General features: G+C 63.0%; 20 protein-coding genes. 9 read left to right on the forward strand and 11 right to left on the reverse strand.

The genetic code is table 11. The features are described 5' to 3' along the window. Window positions 1–4 precede the first annotated feature (4 nt). Window positions 5–667, reverse strand: a complete 663-nt coding sequence (locus tag M1D68_RS15115) for an amino acid ABC transporter permease (RefSeq protein WP_030141394.1) — start codon at window positions 665–667, stop codon at window positions 5–7. Between the two features lie 54 nt (window positions 668–721). Further along, a complete protein-coding gene (locus tag M1D68_RS15120) occupies window positions 722–1,570 on the reverse strand; it encodes a transporter substrate-binding domain-containing protein (protein WP_420763542.1) in 849 nt (282 codons plus the stop codon). A 350-nt stretch (window positions 1,571–1,920) separates the two neighbouring features. Here M1D68_RS15120 and M1D68_RS15125 point away from each other — a divergent pair, with 350 nt between their 5' ends. Both M1D68_RS15125 and M1D68_RS15130 read left to right on the forward strand, forming a co-directional pair. Continuing rightward, window positions 1,921–2,367, forward strand: a complete 447-nt coding sequence (locus M1D68_RS15125) for a thioredoxin family protein (protein WP_457967457.1) — start codon at window positions 1,921–1,923, stop codon at window positions 2,365–2,367. A 180-nt stretch (window positions 2,368–2,547) separates the two neighbouring features. Next, a complete protein-coding gene (locus tag M1D68_RS15130; RefSeq protein WP_457967459.1) occupies window positions 2,548–3,993 on the forward strand; it encodes an aldehyde dehydrogenase family protein in 1,446 nt (481 codons plus the stop codon). A gap of 4 nt (window positions 3,994–3,997) precedes the next feature. Here the strand turns inward: M1D68_RS15130 and M1D68_RS15135 are convergent, their stop codons facing one another. Together M1D68_RS15135 and M1D68_RS15140 are read right to left on the reverse strand one after the other, a co-directional pair. Then, window positions 3,998–4,390, reverse strand: a complete 393-nt coding sequence (locus tag M1D68_RS15135; protein ID WP_434559507.1) for a GFA family protein — start codon at window positions 4,388–4,390, stop codon at window positions 3,998–4,000. A gap of 30 nt (window positions 4,391–4,420) precedes the next feature. Beyond that, a complete protein-coding gene (locus tag M1D68_RS15140) occupies window positions 4,421–5,347 on the reverse strand; it encodes a LysR family transcriptional regulator (protein ID WP_434676279.1) in 927 nt (308 codons plus the stop codon). Between the two features lie 133 nt (window positions 5,348–5,480). Here M1D68_RS15140 and M1D68_RS15145 point away from each other — a divergent pair, with 133 nt between their 5' ends. Beyond that, a complete protein-coding gene (locus tag M1D68_RS15145) occupies window positions 5,481–5,882 on the forward strand; it encodes a RidA family protein (RefSeq protein ID WP_420763536.1) in 402 nt (133 codons plus the stop codon). 181 nt (window positions 5,883–6,063) lie between these two features. Here M1D68_RS15145 and M1D68_RS15150 read toward each other — a convergent pair whose 3' ends face one another. From M1D68_RS15150 to M1D68_RS15165, 4 genes are all read right to left on the reverse strand, one after another. Next, window positions 6,064–6,543, reverse strand: a complete 480-nt coding sequence (locus M1D68_RS15150) for a VOC family protein (protein ID WP_420763535.1) — start codon at window positions 6,541–6,543, stop codon at window positions 6,064–6,066. 67 nt (window positions 6,544–6,610) lie between these two features. After that, window positions 6,611–7,912 (reverse strand): Nramp family divalent metal transporter, encoded by a 1,302-nt coding sequence (locus M1D68_RS15155; protein ID WP_420763534.1) that lies wholly within the window; start codon window positions 7,910–7,912, stop codon window positions 6,611–6,613. 146 nt (window positions 7,913–8,058) lie between these two features. Continuing rightward, the gene (locus M1D68_RS15160) at window positions 8,059–8,298 is read right to left on the reverse strand and encodes a hypothetical protein (RefSeq protein ID WP_434606468.1); all 240 of its coding nucleotides are present in this window, start codon (window positions 8,296–8,298) and stop codon (window positions 8,059–8,061) included. Further along, window positions 8,291–9,076 carry an MlaA family lipoprotein gene (locus M1D68_RS15165; protein WP_434648063.1) on the reverse strand — a complete coding sequence of 262 codons (786 nt, stop codon included), beginning with the start codon at window positions 9,074–9,076 and terminating at the stop codon, window positions 8,291–8,293. Before M1D68_RS15165 ends, M1D68_RS15160 begins: the two co-directional genes overlap by 8 nt. A 333-nt stretch (window positions 9,077–9,409) precedes the next feature. Between M1D68_RS15165 and M1D68_RS15170 the strand changes: the two genes are divergently transcribed. The 4 genes from M1D68_RS15170 to kefC all read left to right on the forward strand — a co-directional run bounded on the left by M1D68_RS15170 (window position 9,410) and on the right by kefC (window position 13,915). After that, window positions 9,410–10,120 carry a response regulator gene (locus M1D68_RS15170; protein WP_420763531.1) on the forward strand — a complete coding sequence of 237 codons (711 nt, stop codon included), beginning with the start codon at window positions 9,410–9,412 and terminating at the stop codon, window positions 10,118–10,120. Continuing rightward, the gene (locus tag M1D68_RS15175) at window positions 10,117–11,463 is read left to right on the forward strand and encodes a sensor histidine kinase (protein ID WP_434606474.1); all 1,347 of its coding nucleotides are present in this window, start codon (window positions 10,117–10,119) and stop codon (window positions 11,461–11,463) included. Before M1D68_RS15170 ends, M1D68_RS15175 begins: the two co-directional genes overlap by 4 nt. A gap of 102 nt (window positions 11,464–11,565) precedes the next feature. Continuing rightward, on the forward strand, window positions 11,566–12,087 hold the full coding sequence (gene kefF, locus M1D68_RS15180) for a glutathione-regulated potassium-efflux system oxidoreductase KefF (protein WP_434559517.1): 522 nt from the start codon (window positions 11,566–11,568) through the stop codon (window positions 12,085–12,087). Between the two features lies 1 nt (window position 12,088). Continuing rightward, window positions 12,089–13,915 carry a glutathione-regulated potassium-efflux system protein KefC gene (gene kefC / locus M1D68_RS15185; protein WP_457967465.1) on the forward strand — a complete coding sequence of 609 codons (1,827 nt, stop codon included), beginning with the start codon at window positions 12,089–12,091 and terminating at the stop codon, window positions 13,913–13,915. A gap of 12 nt (window positions 13,916–13,927) precedes the next feature. Here the strand turns inward: kefC and M1D68_RS15190 are convergent, their stop codons facing one another. Next, a complete protein-coding gene (locus tag M1D68_RS15190) occupies window positions 13,928–14,896 on the reverse strand; it encodes a GlxA family transcriptional regulator (RefSeq protein WP_457967467.1) in 969 nt (322 codons plus the stop codon). 92 nt (window positions 14,897–14,988) lie between these two features. Here M1D68_RS15190 and M1D68_RS15195 point away from each other — a divergent pair, with 92 nt between their 5' ends. Next, window positions 14,989–15,774 carry an MBL fold metallo-hydrolase gene (locus M1D68_RS15195; protein ID WP_434648072.1) on the forward strand — a complete coding sequence of 262 codons (786 nt, stop codon included), beginning with the start codon at window positions 14,989–14,991 and terminating at the stop codon, window positions 15,772–15,774. On the opposite strand, the gene M1D68_RS15200 is transcribed toward M1D68_RS15195, so the two are convergent. Continuing rightward, entirely contained in the window at window positions 15,744–17,009 is a 1,266-nt protein-coding gene (locus tag M1D68_RS15200; protein ID WP_434648075.1) for a cytochrome P450, read from the reverse strand. The two genes, M1D68_RS15195 and M1D68_RS15200, sit on opposite strands and share 31 nt — an antisense overlap. A 100-nt stretch (window positions 17,010–17,109) precedes the next feature. Next, the gene (locus M1D68_RS15205; RefSeq protein WP_457967470.1) at window positions 17,110–17,973 is read right to left on the reverse strand and encodes an aldo/keto reductase family oxidoreductase; all 864 of its coding nucleotides are present in this window, start codon (window positions 17,971–17,973) and stop codon (window positions 17,110–17,112) included. 101 nt (window positions 17,974–18,074) lie between these two features. On the opposite strand from M1D68_RS15205, the gene M1D68_RS15210 reads away from it, so the two are divergent. Further along, window positions 18,075–18,977 carry a LysR family transcriptional regulator gene (locus M1D68_RS15210; protein ID WP_457967472.1) on the forward strand — a complete coding sequence of 301 codons (903 nt, stop codon included), beginning with the start codon at window positions 18,075–18,077 and terminating at the stop codon, window positions 18,975–18,977. Window positions 18,978–20,034 lie beyond the last annotated feature (1,057 nt).

Consider the following 20,034-nt stretch of genomic DNA (forward strand, 5'->3'; position numbering starts at 1 on the left):
ACTCCTAACGGCGGATCGCCAGACGCTGCTCGAAATAACGCAGCAGCATGGCAATGAGGTAACAGGCCGCGACATACAGGGCCGTGGTCACCAGCCAGGTTTCGATCACCCGGTAGCTCTCCACGTTGATCTTGCGGGCGTAATAGGTCAGCTCCGGCACGGCAATCGCCGCCGCCAGGGAGGTGTCCTTGAACAGCGAAATGAAGTTGTTCGACAGGGCCGGCAACACGTTGCGCAGCATCACCGGCACGGTGACGTAGGCCTTGACCTGCCACTCGCCCAGGCCGATCGCCAACCCTGCTTCGCGCTGGCCCTTGTGAATACTCAACAGCCCGCCGCGAAACACTTCGGTCAGGTAGGCCCCGGCGTACAGCGAGAGCGTGATAACGAACGACGGCAGCTTGTCCAGGCGAATGCCCAGGCTCGGCAAGGCGAAGTAGATCAACAGGATCAGCACCAGGATCGGCGTGTTGCGGATCACGGTGACGTACACCGAGGCCAACACCCGCAGCAAGCGATGCTTGCTGAGCAGCGCGAACGCCATCGCCAGGCCGATCACGCAACCGATGGCGATCGACACCAGCGCGAGGGAAAGCCCCAGGCCAAGCCCCGCCAGCAAGGTGTCGAAATCGCGCCAGACGGCGGCAAAATTCAACTGATAATTCATGGTCGGCAGTACCTTCGACGGTGCGCCCGCGAGGGGCGCCCCGGGCTCACAGGGTCATTTGAATTCAACAGGGAAACCGATCGCCGGAGACGGCAACTCAACGCCGAACCACTGCTTGAACGACGCCGCATAGGTGGGGAATTCCACACCGGTCATGGCCTCGTGCAGGGTGGTGTTGACGAAGTTCAGCCAGTCCTGGTCGCCGCGCTTGACCGCGCAGGCGTAGGTTTGCGGGCTCCAGGCGTAGGCCGGGCTGCGGTAGCGACCGGGGTTCTGCACCATCAGGTACTTGACCGAGGATTGGTCGGTGGCGGCGGCATCGGCGCGGCCGGAGTTCACCGCCTGGTACATCAGGTCGACGCTGTCGTATTGGTCGACCTTGGCCTTGGGCAGCGCCTGGTGGACCAGTTCTTCGGCGTAGACGTTTTGCAGCACCGCCACGGTGACGTCGTCATCGGCGGCCTTGAGGTCCTCGATTTCCTTGTACTTGCTGTTGGCCGGCAACAGCAGGCCCACCCCTTCGCGGTAGTACGGCAGCGTAAACGCCACTTGCTGGGCGCGGCTGGCGGTGACGGTGATGAACTGGCAACTCATGTCGACCTTGTCGGTCAGCAGGTTGGGAATCCGCGCATCGGATGATTGCACCACGAACTCGACTTTTTCCGGGTCATTGAACAGCCCCTTGGCGACCATCCGCGCGATGTCGATATCAAACCCCTGCAACTTGCCATCCGCTCCTTGGAAGTGCCACGGCGCATTGGTGCTGCCCGTGCCCACAATCAATTTCCCGCGTTGCAGCACGCTGTCCAGCTTGCTGTCGGCCGCCTGGGCGACACCCATGGCGGCCGTCGTGGCCGCGAAGAGAAAAACACACGCTTTGAACAAGGAAGGTCGGCGTTGCATGGCAAGCACTCCAGGGTGAGTTTATTCCGCTATACCGGAATGTGGTATGTAACAACGGAATAGACAGCAGAAAGTGTGCCACAGCCTTTCGATGCGGTGGAGTGAAAAATGGAACGTCAATGAAATCAGGAAGATAGAAATCCAGTGGATCGGACGGCGCAACCATGACCCGCTCGCGGCTGCTACCGATGGCTACGGCCGCTGGGTAACAAGGCCCCATTACGAAGCCTATCGGGGGCGCAATACACCCATCGCACCGAAACGGGGCCGCCACCTGTCAACTCTGACAGTAGCGTCGCCGGAACGTGTTGCTTATGGTCCTGGGCACGTCTCGACACAGGGAAGCCGCCATGAGCTCGCTCATCACTCACGTCAGCACTCAAAAGGACTACCGCACGGCGCTCAAGACCTGGCGCCCGGTGGTCTTTTATTTCGGCCATCCGCACTGCTACGCCTGCGGCATGGCCGACCCGCTGTTCTGCAAGGTTGCCGAGACCTTCGAGAATCGGGCCGTGATCTACAAACTGAGCACCGATCAATCGCCTCGGCACCCGGAAGTCACCGGCACGCCCACCGTGCTGTTCTATAAAGACGGAAAACTACAGCGCAAGCTCAAGGGCATCGGTGACCCGGCCTCATTCGTCCAGACCTTTACCGAGCTCGTCGGCCGGACCAGACCCAGGCGCTTGCCGACGCCACGGCGGCACGATTTGCGCTGGTTGCGCCAGCAACTCAAAACACTGTGCACCGCCCGCCGGGCCCCGGCACTTTTGCGGCTGCGGGCGACGCCTCGGTAGCGTCGGGCCTGCGAAGCGCCTTCGCTACGTTTTTGCAAAGTCAGCCCGGCATATTCAGCAGATTGTTCTTTGCCGAGCCAAACAACGGCACAACCCGCCAGGGCCGCTTTGGTAGTTTATCGGCATGCAACCACGACCTGCTGCCGGCAGTGTCATCACCGCTCTATGGGAGCCTGATGGATGACCAAACCCTCATATATTCCGCAAAATACCGGGCAGTTCTACATCGACGGTCATTGGCAATCGCCGACCCGGGGGACGACGCTGGCAGTCGTCAATCCGGCCACCGAAGAGGTGCTCGCCGAGGTTGCCCAAGGATCATCCGACGACGTTGACCGCGCCGTCGCGGCGGCAAAGGCGGCGATGCCCGGCTGGGCCGCGACCGCAGTGGCGGATCGCGCCCGAATCCTCGGGAAGATCCATGAACTGATGCTCGAACGCAAGGAAGCGCTGGCCCAGGTGCTGTGCCTGGAAATGGGCGCGGCAATCGGTTTCGCCCGATCCATGCAAGTGCCGCTGGCGGCCGAACACGTTCGTGTGGCGCGCGATGTGCTGTCCACTTATGCATTTCAGAAAATCGAGAACGGCACCGCCATCGTGCGCGAACCCATCGGCGTCTGCGGTTTGATCACGCCGTGGAACTGGCCGCTCTATCAGATCACCGCCAAGGTCGCCCCGGCGATCGCCGCCGGTTGCACCGTGGTGCTCAAGCCCAGCGAACTGTCGCCTTTGAGCGCCCTGCTGTTCGCCGAACTGGTGCATGACGCCGGCCTGCCGGCAGGCGTGTTCAACCTGGTCAACGGCGGCGGTGCCGAGGTCGGCGCGGCCATGGCGGCGCACCCCGACATCGACATGATTTCCATCACCGGCTCCAATCGCGCCGGCGCCCTGGTGGCCCAAGCCGCCGCCCCCACGGTCAAGCGGGTCACCCAAGAGCTGGGCGGCAAGTCGCCAAACGTGTTTCTGCCCGACGCCGACTTCGCCAAGGCCGTGCCGCCCGGCGTGATGTCGGCGTTGCGCAATGTCGGCCAGTCCTGCAGCGCGCCGACGCGGATGATCGTACCCAGGAACCGCCTGGCGGAAGTCGAGGCACTGGCGGCCGCCACGGCCAATGCCATCATCGTCGGTGACCCACGGTCGGAAGACACCGCGCTCGGCCCGATTGCCAACCAGGCCCAGTTCAAGCGCGTGCAGGCGATGATCGAAGCGGGCCTGGAGGAAGGGGCCAAGCTGATTTGCGGTGGGCCGGGACGCGTCGACGGTTTCACCAAAGGCTTCTACACCCGGCCAACCGTGTTCTCGCAAGTCGACAACGGCATGCGCATCGCCCAGGAAGAAATCTTCGGTCCGGTGCTGTGCATCACCCCGTACGACACGCTGGACGAAGCCGTCGCCATCGCCAACGACACCGTCTACGGGCTGGGCGCGCACGTTCAGGGCCGCGACCTTGACCAGGTACGCGCCGTGGCCAAGCGCATCCGTGCCGGGCAAGTGCTGCTGAACTATCCGACCTGGAACCCCATGGCCCCGTTCGGCGGTTACAAGCGCTCGGGCAACGGGCGCGAATACGGGGTCCATGGGTTCGAGGAGTATCTGGAGATCAAGGCGATTGTCGGGTTCGAGTAACCGCCTACTCTTCTGCCCGCCCCTTGCCCTCGCGATCACGCTCATACCGACGCGCCAACGCAAATGCCGGCAGCCAGGACTCGCGGCGCACGGTCCAGCATTCGTAGGTGGGCGTCAGTTGGTCGGGGGTATCGAGCGTGCCGAGGTGCACTTCGATCTCGTCGCCGCTGCGGGCGAACAGCGACGAGCCGCAATTGGGGCAGAAGAAGCGCCCGGCATAATCCCGGGGCTCGCCCGTGACGGTGACGGCGTCCTCGGGGAACACCGCCGCCGCAAAAAACAGTGCACCGTGATGCTTGCGGCAATCCAGGCAGTGGCAAAGGCCGACCCGGTATGGACGGCCAGACGCTTCAAGACGAACGTTGCCGCACAGGCAACCGCCGGTGAATCGTTCCATCGCTGTTCTCCTCTGCGATCGAGAAAAATGTCATGACGCCTGCCGATCAAGGATAGGCGCATGCTGCGCCATCAGCTCCATCACCCAGTCAATGAACACCCGCAGCTTGGCACTGATGTGCCGGTTCGGCGGGTAGGCCACGTACATCGGCATCGACTCCAGGCGCCAATCTTCGAACAACGGGACCAACGTCCCCTGCGCCTGGTGAGTCCGCGACATATAGATGGGCAACCAGAGCACCCCCAGCCCCGCCAGGCCGGCGGCCAGGTAGGCGTTGCCATCGTCGATCGCCAGGGCGTAACGCCCCTTGATGCGCAGGTGCTCGTCCTGTCGGTGCATGGCATAAGGCAAGGCCTTGCCGGTGCGTGCCCACAGGAAACCGACGACGCGATGTTGGGAATCCTCCAGCTCACGCGGATGGACCGGGGTACCCAGACGCGCCAGGTAGCTTGGCGCGGCGAAGACCCCAAGGGCCAGGTCGCCGACGCGTCGGGCGATCAGCGATTGGTCCTTCAGTTCGCCGCCGCGAACCACGCAATCGACGTTTTCGTCGATTATGTCAACGATGCGGTCGCTGACGCCCATGTCGATCTGGATGTCGGGGTAACGCTCGTAGAACTCCGGCAGCGCCGGTATCAGGATCAGCGCCGCCAGTGGGCTCGGCACATCGACACGCAGCCGCCCGCGCGGCAGGGCCTGGGCGCCGGACAAGCTGGTCTCGGCGTCATCCAGGTCCGCCAACAGGCGAATCGCACGCTCATAGAAGGCCGCGCCGTCCGCCGTGACGTTGACCTTGCGTGTCGTGCGGTTGAGCAACTTGACTCGCAGCCGCGCTTCGAGCTGTTGCACCAGCTGGGTCACGGTGGTCTTGCTCATGTGCAGCGTCTCGGCGGCCTTGGTGAAACTGCCCGACTCCACCACACGCACAAACGCCTGCATCGCATCGAAACGGTCCATTTCCTGCCTCGGATTGTTTGGTTTCTACAAACAGTGATCGCCAAGGTTGCTCGTTTATCGCCCGGGCACAAGCCCCTAGAGTGACTTCATCGTTGAGTTCCGGCCGCTTTCGGCCATTGATGGAGAGATTCCCATGACCACCCGAGACGTTGTTTTCCCGCCCGGACGCCAGGCGCTTTACGAGCGCAACCGCTATTCGCCGGCGATTCGCTCCAATGGTTTGCTGTTCGTATCCGGACAGGTCGGCAGCCGCGAGGACGGCTCGCCCGAGCCCGTGCTGGAAGACCAGGTGCGCCGCGCCTTCACCAATCTTGCGGCCATACTCGCCGCCGCCGATTGCAGCTTTGACGACGTGATCGACGTCACGGTCTTCATGGTTGATCCCGAATCGATATTCGAACGGGTCTGGAGCGTGGTGCCCGAATTCTGGGGCCATGCGCCGCACCCAACGCTGACAGCGGTGGGTGTGACATGGCTGTATGGTTTCCAGTTCGAGATCAAGGTGATTGCCAGGTTGCCTGGACCCTCCCTGTAGCATCTGGCGTGTGGAGAGTCAGCGGTGAGTGTGTTGGCAGACCCTCCGCCATCGCGAGCAAGCTCGCTCCCACATTTGATGGGGTAACTTCAATTTTTCTGCCAGCACGGATCCCTGTGGGAGCGAGCTTGCTCGCGATGGCGGAGGGTCAGCTTGCATGGTTTTTACTGCCGACCGCAGGCTACCCCTTCACCGCCGCCTCGATCGCCGCGATGTCGATCTTGGTCATGTTCATCATGGCTTCGAAGGCGCGCTTGGCGGCGGCTTTGTCGGCGCTGGTGATCGCCTCGACCAGAACCCGGGGGCTGATCTGCCACGACACACCCCACTTGTCCTTGCACCAGCCGCAAGCGCTCGCCTGGCCGCCGTTGTCGATGATCGCGTTCCAGAGGCGATCCGTCTCGGCCTGGTCATCGGTTGCGACCTGGAAGGAGAAGGCTTCGTTGTGCTTGAACATCGCGCCGCCATTCAAGCCGATGCAGGGAATGCCGATCACCGTGAAATCCACCGTGATGACATCGCCCTGCTCGCCCGCCGGATAATCGCCCGGCGCATGGTGGATCGCGTTCACCGCACTGTCGGGAAACGTGCTTGCGTAGAACTCAGCTGCGTCCTGCGCGGTGCCGTCGTACCAGAGGCAAATCCTGTTCTTGTTGTTCATTGGGATTCTCCGAAAGGGACTGGACCATGAAGTCTAGCAGCCCCTTCCAGAGATGAATGCCCAAGGCTCAGGCAAACAGATCGACGCCCAGTTGGAACGCCACCCACAACGCCAGGCCGGTCGCGAACACCAGCGCGATGTTCTCGAACAGGTTGTTGCGGTATTCCTTGCCCAGCAGCGACTTCTGGTTGGACATGATCAGCAGGCCCAGGGAGATCACTGGCAGGCCGACGATGTTCAGTGCGTTGACACCGATGGTCAGGGTCACGAAGTCCGGCATGCCCGGCAGCGACCAGATCAGCGGCGTGACGAGGATGAACAGCATGAACCACTTGTGCATCGGGTCGCGGTGGAACTCCTTGCCATAGCGCTCGCGACGCTCAGGACGCACGTGCTGGAAGGCATCGGTGATCAGCATCGGGAATGCCGTGGTCTTGCCGGAAATGCTGGCGAACAGCGTGGCGAACACACCGACGAAGAACACATACCAACCGATCGAGCCGAAGAACATTTCCAGGGCCTTGCCCAGGTCGCCCAGGGTTTTCACCTCGATGCCATTAGGCCGCAGGATCTCGGCGCCGACGATCCAGATCGCCAGGTTGATGACGATCCCGACAAACACCGCAAACAACAGGTCGTTGCGCTGGATGCGCTTGTGCTCAGGGCCAACCCAGCCTTTCTGGCGCATGACATAAGGGTGGACGAAGTTGGCGATGGAACCCGCCACCGCGCCAATCACCGAGACCGCCACCAGCAGCGCACCGTGCACGCCTTCATCGGGTGGAATGCTGAAGCCGATGGTGCCTTTGACGATCCCGGCGACATCCGGGCCGGACATGACCGCCAAGGCGAGGAACGCCAGGGTCATGATCGCCAGCAACACCTTCATCACGCCCTCGATCATCGAGTAGATATTGCGCCCGACGAGCATCCACACTGCCAACACCACCGCCACCGAACACAGCAGCGGGTAGTCGGTCTTGAGCAGCATCGCCAAGGCCTCGCCGGCGCCCTTGATCATGTAGGCGTTCATCAGGTGCCCCATGAGCAGCGCATACACCAGCATGAACCAGGCGAAAAACGGATTGAGCTGGGCGTAACCCTGCAGGATGGTCATGCCCTGGTTATTGCACAGCTGGAAGCGGGCAATGATGTTGACGATCAGGTATCGGAGCAGCAAGGACACCGCCAGCACCCACATCATTGCGTAGCCGTAGTTCGCGCCGGCCACGGAAGATGTGATGAGATCGCCAGCGCCCAGCCATGACAGTACCGCGATGATACCTGGGCCAAGTAGCTTCAAGAGGCGTACGAAGCGGCTCTGCGCGGGGGCCACGGCCTGGCCTTCTGCGGAGGGAATGCTCGACATGGATGGAATCTCCGTTATTTTTTTTGTGAGGAACGGAAACAGTCGACCATATTTCGTACGACATCGTACAACCATAATTAAGCTGGAAGTATGTAAAAATGTTTCAACTCCCCGACATGGTTACACGCCGGGGAGATCGCGCATCGTCACGGCCCGTTGCCCCGCTCGCCATTGTTGATCATCCAGCGAATCATGCTCGCCAACGGCACGCGATAGTGCTGGGCTGCACACAGGCCCGGTTGCTGCGGGTCGTACCATTCGACGTAGCGGCTGAGCAGTACGTGCTGGCCGTCCTCGGCAAGCCGCAGTTCGAGCTCGCGGCAATGCAGCGAGCCTTGGTCAATGGTCTTCACCCGCCGATGCAGGACCAGCGCCTGGCTATTCATCGGCGCCACCGCGTTCCGGGCATTGCGGCTCGTCCTGGACGGCGCCCAGTTTGCCATCCGCGACGAAATCAGCACGTCGTTGCGCGATGGCGTCGCGCAGCGCCACGTAATAGTCCGGTCGCGCCTGCAACTGGTCGGTGAGCGGCAGCGCCTGCGCGCGTCCATCGACGACGCCGCCCACGGTCTTGATCGTACCCAGGGTCTGGACGGTATCGCTGTTGTCGCCGAAAGGGTCCACGACGAAGCTCACCACCTTGCCGGTCGCGTCCCTCAGGTTGGCAGTGCCCAGCAGCGGCAATTCCACGATCGGTCCGGGGGCGATATTCCAGACGCCAAACGTCTGGCCGAAATCCGATTCATGACGCGCGATGCCCATCTTGCCCGACACGTCGATCAGCCCGACGATGCCCACGGTGGTATTGATGACGAAGCGCCCAAGAGTCGTGACCGAACGCTGTCCATTGCCTTGCAGCAAATCGTTGATGAACACCTTGGGCTCACCGAAGTTGGCGACGAAGTTGTGTACGCCAGCCTGGAACATGTCCGGCAGTTTGCGATACCCACGGGCGACGGGGGCCAGGGCGTAATCGTCCACGGTACGGTTGAAGGCGAAGATGCCGCGGTTCACCGGTTCGGCCGGATCGTGCACCGCATAGGGAACACTTTCGCAACTGCCCGGCTTGGCGGTTGGCGTACTGCTGCAGCCGCTGGCGAGTACCGCCAGCGCGACGATGACGGTGGATCGGACAAACAGCGGCGCGGGTTTGAGGATCGACATGCGGGGCTATCTCGGGGAGGAATGGAGGGGTGCCTATGCCGGTTAAAAGCCAAACACCAAACCCGTGGCGAGGGAGCTTGCTCGCGCTGGGGCGCGAAGCGGCCCTAAAAAAGCGGTGAGCGCTTCGCACTCAAGCGCGAGCAAGCTCGCTCGCCACAGGTTCAGAATCGACTCTGGAGAGACCGACATCGACCCCATCCTGCCGCCGTTTTCTTGCCCGCAGATTTCCGGAATATTGCCCGCCGGCAGCTTTGTTTCCGGATTGAAATAAATGACGCAGGCCCGGATTGACCCTAGTATTGCACCCCGTATTCATTGCCCGACGTGACCACCGTGAGCCACTTATTACTGGTGGACGATGACCTCGAAGTCCTCGCCCTGCTGCGCAAATTCCTTGAGCAACATGGCTATAGCGTCGAAGTCGCCGCCGACGGCAACGCCCTGTGGCAAGCGGTGGAACGCCGGCAGCCGGACCTGATCATCCTCGACGTGATGTTGCCGGGCGATAACGGCCTGGTGCTGTGCCAGCGCCTGCGCAACGAGCACCGGGTCGGGATCATCATGCTCACCGCCATGGGTGAATTGAGCGACCGTGTCGTCGGCCTGGAAATGGGCGCCGACGACTACCTCACCAAGCCCTTCGATGCCCGAGAATTGCTGGCCCGGGTGCGCGCCGTCCTGCGGCGCACCGGCGAAGCCAGGGGCAGCCCGGGCGACCTCGCCCGGCCGACCCTGGAGTTCGAAGGCTGGCAACTGGACGTCACCCGTCGCGAATTGCGCTCGCCCGACAAGGTCATGATTCCGCTGTCTACCGGGGAATTCGAATTACTGCTGGTCTTCGCCGAACATCCACGCCGGGTGCTCACCCGCCAGCAACTGCTCGACCTGGCCCGTGGTGAGACCTTCGATGCGTTTGACCGAAGCATCGATGTCCAGGTCAGCCGTTTGCGGCGCAAATTGGAAAGCGACGTCACCGGTCCGTCGATGATCCGCACCGTTCGCAACAGTGGCTACCTGTTCAGTCCCCACGTGGTGAAGCGATGACCACCGGGCCCACGAAGGTCCATCGACCACGGGACACCGTGGCACGCTGGATCGCGCTGACCACAATGGTGGCGATGCTGACGTTGCTGGCGCTCAACGAACTGTTCAGCCTGTTGGCCGGCGCCTGGGCACGCCCTCCCCTGATGGAAACCGGCCTGATGGAAAAGGCCGCTGCGATTACCCGCATCATTGATTCGGTCAAGCCCGCACAACGACCCGACATTGCCGTGGCGGCCAGTGACGAGGCGTTCAGCGTCCAGTGGCTGCGGCGCTATGAAGATGCGCGGTTACCGGTGATCGACGACCCGGAGTTCAGCGAAGGCTCGGCATTCCTGCATCGGCAGTTGGGCAGGCCCGACGCACGGATCGACGCCTACGAACCAGGAGACTGGCCAGCCGATGACCCCGCCAGGCGCTACGCCGTAATCATCGAACTGTCCGACCGCTCCTGGGTAACCGTCTCTGTGACCTCGCGCAGCTGGGGCCTGGGAGAATGGGCCCGCAACCTGATCATCATCGCGCTGATCATGCTGTCGACACTGATCGTCGCCCTGATCGCCACGCGACACCTCGCCACACCGCTGGAGCGCTTTGCCGAGGGCGCCCGACGCTTTGGCGTGGACTTCCGGGCACCGCCGATCCCGGTCGTAGGTCCCTTCGAAATCCGCCAGGCGATCCTGGCGTTCAACGCCATGCAGGCCCAGCTCAAGCACTTCGTCCAGGACCGCACGCAGATGCTCGCCGCCATCTCCCACGACTTGCGAGCCCCCCTGACCCGCATGCGCCTGCGCGGCGAATTCATAGAGGACCCCGAACAGCAATCGAGGTTGTTCCGGGACGTCGACGAGATGCAGGCGATGGTCAACGCCGCCTTGGAATTCTTCCGCGACGAAGCGCGCCTGGAACACGCCACGGCGTTCGACCTGGCGGAACTGCTGCACACCGTCGTCGACGATTTCCGGGACGCTGGCACCGAAGTGTCCTTCGAAGGCGCCCAGCGGTTCGTGTATGTCGGCCGGCCCATCGGGATCAAGCGCGCGCTGAGCAACCTGATCGACAACGCGGCGAAATACGGCAGCGAACCGGGCGTGCGGTTGAAGTCCTTCGCCGACTGCGTCGAGATCCGCATCGTCGATCGCGGGCCGGGCATCGCGCTCCAATATCAGGAGCAAGTGTTCGCGCCGTTCTTTCGCATCGAAGGCTCGCGCAACAAGAACACCGGTGGCGTCGGGCTGGGCCTGTCGGCGGCACGGGCGACGGTACTGGAGCATGGCGGAACGCTGATGCTCAGGAACCGCAGGGACGGTGGTCTCGAGGTCAGGGTCTCGCTGCCGCTCAATTGACCTCGGCACGGCATTGCGGCGAACAATGTCCTAAACAACACGTGCCTTACTCGGTAGGATGTCCGGCCTTTTGACCTGGCCCTGTCGCGCGGAACCGCCCCGATGATCCTGATCGTTTACGCCCATCCCTACCCCGACCAATCGCGGGTCAACCAACAGATGCTCAAGCGCGCGTCCGACAACCCAGACGTGGTCATACGGTCTCTCTACGAGCTTTACCCAGACTTCAACATCGACGTCGAGGCCGAACAGCGCGCTGCCGAGCAGGCTGACCTGATTGTCCTCCAGCACCCGATGTACTGGTACGGCATGCCGCCTCTCTTGAAATTGTGGATCGATAAAGTGTTCACCCATGGCTGGGCCTATGGCAAAGGCGCCACGGCCCTCAACGGTAAGCGCCTGTTGTGGGCCGTGAGCACGGGTGGCGAACGGGAGCATTTCCAGATCGGCGCGTACCCGGACTTTTCCGCGCTGGCCCAGCCGCTCCATGCCACGGCGCTCTACTGCCACATGCGCTGGCTCGAGCCGGTCGCCGTGCACGGCGCCTACGCCGCCGAGTCCGACACTCAACGGGCACAAATCGAACACTACGGCGCACGCCTGGCCGCTTGGAAGGAAGATTGAAATGCAGACGCACAGCCTGATCGAGATGCTCATCTACCTGGCCTCGGCGACGCTGATCGTGCCGATTGCCGTGCGCTTCGGCCTGGGCCCGGTGCTGGGTTACCTGCTGGCCGGTTGCGTGATCGGCCCGTGGGGCCTCAAGCTCATCACCGATGTAAAAGCTATTTTGGAGTTCGCCGAAATCGGCGTCGTCCTGATGCTGTTCATCATTGGTCTTGAGCTCGACCCCAAGCGGTTATGGGCGCTGCGCAGGATGGTGTTCGGCGGCGGCGCCCTGCAGATGCTGGCCTGCGGCGGTGCAATCGCCGCGTTCTGCGCGGCCCTGGGGCTGAATTGGACGGCGGCGCTGCTGGTCGGCCTGACGTTGAGCCTGTCCTCAACCGCCATCGCCATGCAGGCGATGAGCGAACGCAACCTGACCGCTACCGCCGTCGGGCGCAGCAGCTTTGCGGTGCTGTTGTTCCAGGACATCGCGGCCATTCCCCTGGTCGCCATGATCCCGTTGTTGTCGGCCCACGGCCAAACCCCGTCAGGCATGGCCTTGGCGCTGTCGATCGTCAAAATTGTCGCCGCCATCAGCGTCGTCGTGCTGCTGGGGCGCTACGTGACGCGACCGCTGCTGCGCTTCGCCGCGCGCTCGGGCCTGCGGGAGATTTTCAGTGCGGTGGCGCTGTTCCTGGTGTTCGGTTTCGGCTTTCTTCTCGAAGAGGCCGGCCTGTCGATGGCCATGGGCGCGTTCCTCGCCGGCGTGCTGTTGGCGAGTTCCGAATACCGCCACGCCCTGGAAAGCGACATCGAGCCGTTCAAGGGCCTGCTGCTGGGGCTGTTCTTTATCGGCGTGGGCATGTCGATCGATTTCGGCACGCTGATCAACGCACCGCTGAAGGTCATCACCCTGACCCTGGGTTTCATCCTGATCAAACTGCTGGTGATCAAGACCGTCAGCCGCTTCCTGAACGTGCCCGCCGGCCAGCGCTCCTGGCAAGCGGTGCTGCTCGGCCAGGGCAGTGAATTCGCGTTCGTGGTGTTCGGCGCTGCAACGTTGGCCGGCATCCTCACCGACCAGTGGGGCAAAAGCCTGACGCTGGCGGTCGCCCTGTCCATGTGCCTGACGCCCTTGCTGATCCTGCTGCTGGACCGCGTGGCATCGGCCACCAAAAAGGACAACCAGCAATCCGATCTCGTCGACCAGCAGAATCCAAGGGTGATCATTGCCGGCTTCGGTCGTTTCGGGCAGATCGCCGGTCGCTTGCTGATGTCCTGCGGCGTTGAGGTGGTGGTTCTCGACCATGACCCCGACAACATCGAGACGCTGCGCAAGTTTGGCGTAAAAGTGTTCTACGGCGACGCCACGCGCCTCGATCTGCTCCACGCCGCCGGCGCGGCCCAGGCGAAGGTGCTGATCAATGCGATAGACGATCAGCAGGACAACCTGACGCTGACCCGAATGGCCCAGGAACACTTCCCCGGATTGAAACTGATCGTGCGGGCGCGGGACATGGCGCACCTGATCACCCTGCGGCAGTTGGGCGTGGAAAGCGCCGAGCGGGAGACCTTTGAAAGCGCGCTGTCATTGGGTCGACGCGCGCTGGTGCAGATGGGTGTCGGCGCATACGAGGCGCGCGAACGCGCCGACCAGTTCCGTCGTCTCAACCTGCAGATGCTCGAAGAAATCGTCGCCCAGCCGGAAGACGACCTCAAGTTCCGGCACGACGCCTACCGCCGCGCCAATGCGCTGCTCACGGAAATGTTCAACGAGGACCGCGCGCACCCGGTCGACAGCTGGCCGGACCATCACCGAAACGAGAAGGAGCAGGCGCGCAGCTGACGCGCCCCAGCTTCACACCCGCCCGAACTGGCGCCGATACTGCACCGGCGTCAGCCCTGTCAGCGTTTTGAACATCCGCTGCAGGTTGGAGCTGCTGCTGAAACCCAGCTCGGCGCCGATGCTGGCCAGGGGCAGCGACGTCAATGTCAGGCGTTCGCCCACCTGATTCAACTTGATGCACCGGGCATACGCGGCGACGGTCTGGCCGGTTGCGTCGCCAACCTTGCGCGCCAGCGTGCGCTCGGACATGGCAAGCCGACTCGCCAGCGCCTTGACCGTGATCTGCTCCGCCGGCATCTGCTCGATCAAGCCATGCAACCGGCGCAGCAATCCGTCGGGCTGCTGTATCAGCGCAATCCCCTGAAACGCCACGTGAGGGACGGCCGGGCGCGGCAACACCATCAGCCGGGTAATATCGCGCAGTGCATCGTGACTGACGTTACGTTCGATCAGGTGCTCGGCGATGGGCAGGTAACCGTTCACCCCCGACGCGGTGGCGGTTCGCTCGTTGAACACGCAGTTCTGTTCGCTCTGCCAGCGCACGTTGCCGTACTGCTCCTGCATCGACTGCGCCAACCACCAGGTGACTGTCGCGCCCTGCCCGTCCAATCGGCCACAGGCGGCCAGCAGACAGACCCCGGTGCAGTAGGCCCAGAGTTGCAAGCGCCGGGGGCGGTTTGACAGCGCTTTCAACAGCGGAGCCTGGCCGGCAAGCACACCCTTGACCTGTTCGGCCGATTCGGCCCAGAAACCAGGCACCATGAGCGCATCCAGGTCGGCCTCGCCCAACGACTTCTCAGCCTGAAGACCGATGCCATGGGCGCAGGTCACCGGGCCGGCTTGCAGCGCGACATAGGTCGCCTCGAACAGCACCCGACCACTGCGGCGGTTGGCCGCGTGCAGCAGATCGGCAAAGGCAAACAGGCCGGCAGGCATGCAACCGGGAAACAGCAACAAACCGACGCGGAGTTTTTTCGGCATGGCTCAAATTGAATCAAGGATGTCAGATCCAGCCATTATGCCCATCGCCCGGGATCGGCACCATGAAACGCTCGCCCAACAAGGAACGCTCCATGAAAATCCAACAGATCCGCAACGCCACGATCATCCTTGAGTTCGGCCCGTACCGCGTGCTCGTCGACCCCATGCTGGCCGGCAAAGGCGCCCTGCCGCCGCTTCGCCTGTTCGGCGCGACCCAGCGCAATCCGCTGGTGGAGCTGCCGGCGTCCACGGCAAGCGCTCTTGAAACCGTGACTCATTGTCTGATCACGCACTGCCAGAAAGGCCACTTCGATCATCTCGATCGGGCGGCGAAACACTGGCTGCGAGAACGCCAGATCCCGGTCATCTGCACGCCCCGCGACGCCGGGTACCTCGCCAGGCGAGGCTTGAACGTCCAACCGCTCGCCAACGATCACGAGCAACCCGGCGCGTTCCTGGGTGGCAGCATTCGGTCCGTCAAATGCACCCACGGACGGGGCCTGGTGGGCAAGCTGATGGAGCACGGCGTCGGCTACCTGATCGAGTTGCCCGACGAGCCCAGCGTCTACCTCACCGGCGACACCGTGCTCACCCCCACTGTGTGCGATTTCGTATTGCGCCATCAGCCGCAGGTCAGCGTCGTACCGGCAGGCGGGGCACGTTTCGATATCGGCGACGACATCATCATGGGCATGGAAGAAACCCTGGAATTCACCCGTCTGTCTCGTGGGACCGTGGTGGCCAATCACCTGGAAGCCATCAGCCATTGCCCGACGACACGAGAGGCACTGCGCGCTGCCGCCGAGCGGGCGGGGGTTGCGGAACGGCTGCTCATCCCGGACGACGGTCAGGCACTGGTCTTTTCGTCCCCCCAATGACCCGTCACGGTCATCGGCACGGCCTCTCGGGGCAACATGGGCAGGCGTTGGAAATCGACGGCCTTCACGTCCAAACGCCATTGTAGGTGCCGGCACAAATATTCAAACGTTGCCTGCATCAACGACAAGGTCAACGGCTCGCCAGGACAACGGTGGTAGGTGTACTCGCCGCCGCCCTGGCTGATGACCGATGTTTTCATCGGGCATTGGCCGAAACGTTCGGGCGAAAAACTGTCCGGCGCCTTCCAATGCGCCGCATCGCGGTTGCTGCCGAAAAGGTCCAGCAGCACCCGGGTGCCTTTGTCGAAACGATAGCCGCGCCATTCGAAGCTCTCGCGCACGAACGCGGCCACCATCGGAAAGAACGCATAGAAGCGCCGCGTTTCCTCGGCGAAGGCCCACGCCGCGCCTTCGTTGCGGGCGATGGAGGTGCGCCATCGCGGCTGTCGCTCCAGCTCGATCAGCCCGAACAACAGGAAGCGCCCCACCGCGACCACCGGGCGCAGAATGTTGAGCAGTTCGACGGCCGCTACCCGTGGCGCCAACAATTGCCCTTGCTCATCGCGATGCTGGGCAAGCTTGTGCAGAGGGGACTCCGGCAACGCAGGGTGGGCGCCTCGCCGGCAGTTTTCGATCCAGCGCGCGGCCTCGGCTTCGCAGGCCTTGCGCCTCCACCACGCGGCCGGCATGCGCCAATCCAGGCGACCGCTGCCGTCGATCAGCGAGGCCAACCGCCGGGTCAGCCGGTGCATTTGTTGGTCGCTCATCGTCGCAACGCCGGCCCATTCGCAGACCGACCGACACAACAGGGCCTCGATCCAAGGCAGGCATTCGAACGCCTCGCCCACTGGAAGTCTTGCCGTGGCCTCGCTCAAGCGAGCTTCATAAACCTGGGTCAAACGCTGGACGTTTTCCTTGTCCAGCAGTTCGAGGAACAATTGCTTGCGTCGCGCATGAGGGGCTCCGTCGAGCCCCTGGACCCCACCGGCCCCCAGCAGAATATTGCGCAGCGGCGCCGGCGTGGACGTGGGCGTTCGGACAAAGCGCCGCGCGTCGTAAAACAGCTCCGCCGCCTCCAGCCCGCTGAGGCAAAGCGTGCGCCGACCCAGCAGCCGGGTCTGGAAAACCGGGCTGCCATAGGCGGCGCACCGCTTGCGAATGAACGGGTAGCCCTCGCGTAAAAAAGCCCATGTCGAATCAGCCCAGCGATGGCCGGGAATACCAGGGTCTGCCATGACGAAATCCTTGCCTGACGACGATAAATCTGGGACATCGTCCGGCCGGAGCCTGTTCGATTTTTCAGGCACCAGGCACACCGCCGCGCGGCGCCTGTCGCTACAGCATGGCGTCAAGCTCGGCCAGCATCTGCGCGGGAATTCGCAGCTCACTTGCCGAGAGGTTTTCCTGCAGGTGCGCCACGGATGACGTACCGGGAATCAGCAACATATTCGGCGCACGTTGCAGCAGCCAGGCCAACGCGACGCCCAGCGGTGAAGCGTCCAGGCGCGCGGCGACATCCGACAGGGTTTGCGATTGCAGCGGCGTAAACCCACCCAGTGGGAAGAACGGCACGTAGGCGATGCCTTGCTTGCCCAGCTCTACAATCAGTTGTTCGTCGACGCGATGGGTCAGGTTGTAGTGATTCTGCACGCAGACCACCTTCGCAATGCCCTGGGCCTGCTTGACCTGGGACGCGGTGACGTTGCTCAAGCCCAGATGGCGGATCAGGCCCTGATGCTGCAACTCGGCCAGCGTCGAGAACTGTTCCTCGATGTCGTCATCGGCTGGCGAATGCAAATTGCCCCAGGCGCGCAGGTTGACCACCTCCAACACATCCACGCCAAGGTTGCGCAGGTTGTCATGGACAGCGCGGGTCAGCTCGGCCGGGCTGTGGGCCGGGTTCCATGACGCATCCGTACCCCGGACGGCGCCAACCTTGGTCACGATGACCAGGTCGTCGGCGTAAGGATGCAGCGCTTCACGGATCAGCCGGTTGGTGACATGGGGCCCGTAGAAGTCAGCGGTGTCGATATGGTTGACGCCCGCCGCCACCGCTTTGCGCAGCACGGCGATGGCCGCCGCCGGATCCTTGGGTGGCCCGAAAACCTGGGGGCCCGCCAGTTGCATCGCGCCGTAGCCCATGCGCTTGACCGTACGATCGCCCAGTTGAAAAGTCCCTGCGGTGTCTGCCCTGCTCATCTCGTACCCCTTGGATTAAATGTGCCTGGGCCGACTATAGGCGTTGACCACTCCGCTGATAATCAGGTGCAATCCGAACGGGCTGTACGGTGGAGAGAACAATGGCGACAGATATCCAGGACTTGCTGTCCTTCGTGGCGGTGGTGAACGCGGGCGGCTTTCGTGAAGGCGCGCGGATCAGCGGCAAATCCGCCTCCAGCCTCAGCGATGCCGTGCGACGCATCGAAAGCCGGCTCGGCGTGCGCCTGCTCAACCGCACCACCCGTAGCGTGGTGCCGACCGAGGCCGGCGCGCGGCTGATGGAACGCATCGTGCCGGCCTTGGGCGAGGTGGAATCCGCGCTGGACGTGGTCAACGATTTTCGTGATCGTCCCTCGGGCACCCTCAGGCTGAACGTACCGGTCAGCGCCGCCCGGCTGGTGCTGCCCGCGATCATCGCGCCGTTCCTCAAAAGCTACCCTGACATCCGCCTCGAAGTGGTCACCGAGGAAAGTTTCGTCGACATGCTCGCGGCCGGGTGTGACGCCGGCATTCGCTACGACGAACGCCTTGAGCAGGACATGATCGCCATTCCCATCGGCCCACGCTTGCAGCGCTTCGCCACCGCCGCCTCACCGGCATACCTCGACGCCCGTGGCCGACCCGAGCACCCGCGGGACCTGCTGCGGCACGCCTGCCTGGCCGGCAAGTTTCCCAGCGGGGCCCTGCCGCTCTGGGAGTACGAACGGGACGGGGAAACCATCAGCGTCGAGCCGAACGGCCCGTTGATCGTGCGCATCGGCGGCGCCATGGACCTGGCGGTGCAGGCGGCGGTGGATGGGATGGGCATCGTTCATTTGTTCGAGGACTGGCTGCGGCCACACCTGGACAGCGGCCTGCTCGAACCGGTACTCGAACCCTGGTGGCAGCATTTCACCGGGCCGTTCCTCTACTACCCCGGCCGCCGCTACCTACCCTCGCCGCTGCGGGCGTTCGTGGACTTTGTCAATCAGAACCGCGACTAATCCGCTTTGGGAGCGAGCCTGCTCGCGATGGCCGCAGTACATCCAACATCTCCACAAGCTGAACCACCGCTATCGCGAGCAGGGCTCGCTCCCACAAAAAGCCCTGCGCCGTGCCCGCATCCAACAAACAACACTGCCCTCCTGTGGGAGTGAGCTTGCTCGCGATGGCGGCCGCACATCCAACATCTCCATAAGCTGAACCACCGCTATCGCGAGCAAGCTCGCTCCCACAATAGGTCCTGCGGTGTGGCCAAATTCAACACACAACACTGCCCTCCCTGTGGGAGCGAGCCTGCTCGCGATGGCGGCGGCACATCCAACATCTCCATAAGCTGAACCACCGCTATCGCGAGCAAGCTCGCTCCCACAATAGGTTCTGCGGGATGGCCAAATTCAACAAACAACACTACCCCCCTGTGGGAGCGAGCCTGCTCGCGATGGCGGCGGCACGTCCAACATCTCTGCAAGCTGAACCACCGCTATCGCGAGCAGGGCTCGCTCCCACAATAGGTCCTGCGGTGTGGCCAAATTCAACACACAACACTGCCCCCCTGTGGGAGCGAGCTTGCTCGCGATGGCGGCCGCACATCCAACATCTCCATAAGCTGAACCACCGCTATCGAGAGCAAGCTCGCTCCCACAAAAGGTTCTGCGGGATGGCCAAATTCAACAAACAACACTGCCCCCTGTGGGAGCGAGCTTGCTCGCGATGGCGGCCGCACATCCAACATCTCCATAAGCTGAACCACCGCTATCGCGAGCAAGCTCGCTCCCACAATAGGTCCTGCGGTGTGGCCAGATTCAACACACAACACTGCCCCCCTGTGGGAGCGAGCTTGCTCGCGATGGCGGCGGCACATCCAACATCTCTGCAAGCTGAACCACCGCTATCGCGAGCAGGGCTCGCTCCTACAATAGGTCCTGCGGTGTGGCTAAATTCAACAAACAACACTGCCCCCCTGTGGGAGCGAGCCTGCTCGCGATGGCGGCGGCACATCCAACATCTCTGCAAGCTGAACCACCGCTATCGCGAGCAAGCTCGCTCCCACAAAAGGTT

The organism is Pseudomonas sp. R4-84 (genome assembly GCF_054130985.1).

Coding starts and splice junctions, on each gene's coding strand:
- M1D68_RS15115 (WP_030141394.1), bottom strand. CDS start 667: ATGAATTATCAGTTGAATTTTGCCGCCGTCTGGCGCGATTTCGACACC.
- M1D68_RS15120 (WP_420763542.1), bottom strand. CDS start 1,570: ATGCAACGCCGACCTTCCTTGTTCAAAGCGTGTGTTTTTCTCTTCGCG.
- M1D68_RS15125 (WP_457967457.1), top strand. CDS start 1,921: ATGAGCTCGCTCATCACTCACGTCAGCACTCAAAAGGACTACCGCACG.
- M1D68_RS15130 (WP_457967459.1), top strand. CDS start 2,548: ATGACCAAACCCTCATATATTCCGCAAAATACCGGGCAGTTCTACATC.
- M1D68_RS15135 (WP_434559507.1), bottom strand. CDS start 4,390: ATGGAACGATTCACCGGCGGTTGCCTGTGCGGCAACGTTCGTCTTGAA.
- M1D68_RS15140 (WP_434676279.1), bottom strand. CDS start 5,347: ATGGACCGTTTCGATGCGATGCAGGCGTTTGTGCGTGTGGTGGAGTCG.
- M1D68_RS15145 (WP_420763536.1), top strand. CDS start 5,481: ATGACCACCCGAGACGTTGTTTTCCCGCCCGGACGCCAGGCGCTTTAC.
- M1D68_RS15150 (WP_420763535.1), bottom strand. CDS start 6,543: ATGAACAACAAGAACAGGATTTGCCTCTGGTACGACGGCACCGCGCAG.
- M1D68_RS15155 (WP_420763534.1), bottom strand. CDS start 7,912: ATGTCGAGCATTCCCTCCGCAGAAGGCCAGGCCGTGGCCCCCGCGCAG.
- M1D68_RS15160 (WP_434606468.1), bottom strand. CDS start 8,298: ATGAATAGCCAGGCGCTGGTCCTGCATCGGCGGGTGAAGACCATTGAC.
- M1D68_RS15165 (WP_434648063.1), bottom strand. CDS start 9,076: ATGTCGATCCTCAAACCCGCGCCGCTGTTTGTCCGATCCACCGTCATC.
- M1D68_RS15175 (WP_434606474.1), top strand. CDS start 10,117: ATGACCACCGGGCCCACGAAGGTCCATCGACCACGGGACACCGTGGCA.
- kefF (WP_434559517.1), top strand. CDS start 11,566: ATGATCCTGATCGTTTACGCCCATCCCTACCCCGACCAATCGCGGGTC.
- kefC (WP_457967465.1), top strand. CDS start 12,089: ATGCAGACGCACAGCCTGATCGAGATGCTCATCTACCTGGCCTCGGCG.
- M1D68_RS15190 (WP_457967467.1), bottom strand. CDS start 14,896: ATGCCGAAAAAACTCCGCGTCGGTTTGTTGCTGTTTCCCGGTTGCATG.
- M1D68_RS15195 (WP_434648072.1), top strand. CDS start 14,989: ATGAAAATCCAACAGATCCGCAACGCCACGATCATCCTTGAGTTCGGC.
- M1D68_RS15200 (WP_434648075.1), bottom strand. CDS start 17,009: ATGGCAGACCCTGGTATTCCCGGCCATCGCTGGGCTGATTCGACATGG.
- M1D68_RS15205 (WP_457967470.1), bottom strand. CDS start 17,973: ATGAGCAGGGCAGACACCGCAGGGACTTTTCAACTGGGCGATCGTACG.
- M1D68_RS15210 (WP_457967472.1), top strand. CDS start 18,075: ATGGCGACAGATATCCAGGACTTGCTGTCCTTCGTGGCGGTGGTGAAC.